The 2,671-nt window shown below is 53.4% G+C and carries 4 protein-coding genes; 3 read left to right on the forward strand and 1 reads right to left on the reverse strand.

All coding sequences use genetic code 11. The features are described 5' to 3' along the window. Positions 1–218, forward strand: a 218-nt coding sequence (locus tag AUR66_RS22480) for a hypothetical protein (protein WP_331456980.1), incomplete at its 5' end; no start/stop codon positions are given. Positions 219–252: 34 nt separating this feature from the next. Here AUR66_RS22480 and AUR66_RS03360 read toward each other — a convergent pair. Then, positions 253–1,113 (reverse strand): hypothetical protein, encoded by an 861-nt coding sequence (locus tag AUR66_RS03360; RefSeq protein WP_157532981.1) that lies wholly within the window; start codon positions 1,111–1,113, stop codon positions 253–255. Between the two features lie 585 nt (positions 1,114–1,698). Between AUR66_RS03360 and AUR66_RS03365 the strand changes: the two genes are divergently transcribed. Further along, positions 1,699–2,244: a DUF7342 family protein gene (locus AUR66_RS03365; RefSeq protein ID WP_231727744.1), complete on the forward strand. Its 546-nt coding sequence runs from the start codon at positions 1,699–1,701 to the stop codon at positions 2,242–2,244. Between the two features lie 262 nt (positions 2,245–2,506). Further along, the coding region (locus AUR66_RS20350; protein ID WP_394326250.1) for a BtpA/SgcQ family protein at positions 2,507–2,671 on the forward strand (165 nt) is incomplete at its 3' end.

The following is a 2,671-nucleotide window of genomic DNA, read 5'->3' on the forward strand; positions in this document are numbered from 1 at the left end:
ACCCACGCATGAGCGCCCGCGAAGAGTTACAGATGCACCTCACACAAGCGCTGACGCGAACTACCGAGCCCGACGTGCAAGCGCATCTGTATGCAGCGTTGAAGTCCTGTGAGGAGTTGACGACGACGTTGGTAGAGTGCCCCGTCTGTGAGAGAGTGGGGTTGCCAGAGCGAATTGAAATACACGACTGCTCGCTTCGGCACCCGCCTAGAGGCTAAACGGCCTCATCGTAGCCACTCACACAACCAACGACTACTTCTCGAAACCCTTCTGAGCAGTTCCAGATTCAGAATCCTCCCACGTTCCAATATCTGGGGATTCAGGGTCGATATCCGCAACAAAGCGCATCGTTGTGATGTTCAATGCGAGCCCGAGTAGACCGCCACCGATGATACCAACTACGAGCCCAATCCCTGGGACATTGACCACGAACGCCGAAGCGAATACCGAGATAATGAGCACAAAGAAGCCATATCCGAGGAAGTACCACAGATACGGACCACCTCGAATGGCAAACGAGACAGACCCTCTGATTGCCTCAAGAAGACTGGTGTCTCGGAGGACGACGAGGTACGGCGTCGCGTACAACAGATACACCGCGATGAAAAAGAGGACGATCAACACTGCAACGATGGCGGCCAGATTCGTTGGGAGGTCAGTCGCGTTGAGACCAATTCCCACTTCGAACGGGAGTAAGGCCAAGAATGGGACGACCGTGAGGACGAAAAACGGCACAAAATGGGACCGAGCACTTGCGAAAAAGTCGTACTCTCCTGTCTCGAGATGGGTTTTGATACTCCCGAAGTAGCCAGCAGCGAGTGCTGCTTTCACCACGAGCAAGGCAAACACGGGGACCAACACCGCAGGCTGTCTCCCTACAGGGACGCCGAGATAGACGTTCAACCCACTGTTGGGCGGGCTCACGAATTGCCAGACCGTTCCAACCGAGATCGGGAGTCCGAACGTGAACCCGATATGGACGCCGTCGTGAGCGAGTACTGACTGGATCTTCGAAATCTCTGTACTTGCGAACACGATGGGAACCAAGATGAGTTGGGTAACATCAAGGGCTCGCTCCCACCCATCTCTGAATCGCTCGTAGAACTCCGGCATCAGTTTAACACCGAACCGTGTCGCGAACCGTTCGTGCACAGGGCATGTGGGGACCAAGCGTGAAGTGGGGAGGGCATCATTCTCGCACACTCATGTCAGTGGTAAATATTGTTCTCCTTTAGTTGAAGAGTTCCAGCGTTTTCGTGGAGAGAGTACACTCGTGTGGGTGTCTCTGGTGCTGTTGAACCTCTCAAGCATGACGCGAATGATGTGGTCAACTTGGCGCATGGTTTCAACGCCGTGGTCGCGCTCGTATTGAGTCTGCTGACCGGACGCTTCCGATCGGCGCATCCCCGAACAAGTCGATAGCAGACTCACCGCGAAGTCGGCCACCAGTGGGTAATTCAATCGGACGATTCTTCACTATCATTTGCTAATCACGCGATTTTCGACCGCTGGCCTACCCAAAACCCGAACACCATTATTCCAATCAACAGGCTTGCTGCAGCGACGAGGATGAACCGGGGGTATGAATCGATATACTTGCCCGAATATGTTCTGTTCTTTGATATGTTTGTCAGTGTGGTTCGAAAACATATCTTAGCACCCACAAAGTAATATAAGCGCATTCCGTATCCAGAAACAATGACTGAGGATACACCAACTCTGCCGGACATGAATCTGGGCGGTGAGTGGGACAAAGCCGTCGAGGGCCGGACGGTCAAAGATCGTGTGTACGAAGCAGCAACGACGCTCACGTCACCAACCACTGTTGCAGATGTCGCAGAACGTGCTGACTGTACAAAAGAAGGTGCTCGTCCCCATCTTGAGTGGTTTGTTGACCTTGGAGTGCTGGAAAAAGTTGCTGACAATCCTGCGCTCTTCGTCCGGAATGAGGCCTACTTTGAGTTCCGCCGGGTCACAGAACTAACTCGGGAGTTCAAAACACCAGACGCAGCTGATGAAGCAATCGACGAGTATCGAGCTCGCGAACAGGAGCTTTCGAGTTACTTCGAGGAATCTTCGCCTGAGGTAGTTGTCCTTTCCGAGACGACGTACAACGACCTCGATGAGGCGTACGATAGACTGAGTGAATGGCGAACTGTCACTCGTCGCCTTCGCGAACTCCGAGAAGCCAAATTCCGTCTCGAATCAAATGTCAGTGGAAGTCCTGCCTCGTCGTTCCCCTAACCTCAATGGGACGCACAGATGATCCGAATGACGTGCTTCGGGTAGTTCTTCAGACTATCGAGAAACGAATCAACGATATCTGGGCGACAACGGATCCAGTTTTCCCGTCGGAATACGAATTCGAGCAAGAGTACGGTGCAAACTACCTCGTCGACGAGTAGCGCCCTGCATTCAGCACGGCGTCAACAACCTATCAGTGATCGGGATTCGAACAAATCCCGAATATCTGTACGATTAAGTCAGTCGGACGGTCACGCAGAATATGGATATCTTCAGCACGGGAACCTCGATCATTGGGATGGTCCACTTACCTCCCCTCCCGGGTTCCCCTGGATTCGATGGTGACCGGGATGAAATTCGCACGCGACTCCGTCAGGATGCGTCAGCCCTTGAGTCGGGCGGTGTCGACGGCATCATGCTCGAATTC

Source organism: Haloferax profundi (genome assembly GCF_001469865.1).
Classification (GTDB): Archaea; Halobacteriota; Halobacteria; order Halobacteriales; family Haloferacaceae; genus Haloferax; species Haloferax profundi.

Bases quoted from the DNA above. Each gene is read 5' to 3' on its own strand.
- AUR66_RS03360 (WP_157532981.1), bottom strand. From the start codon at position 1,113: ATGCCGGAGTTCTACGAGCGATTCAGAGATGGGTGGGAGCGAGCCCTT.
- AUR66_RS03365 (WP_231727744.1), top strand. From the start codon at position 1,699: ATGACTGAGGATACACCAACTCTGCCGGACATGAATCTGGGCGGTGAG.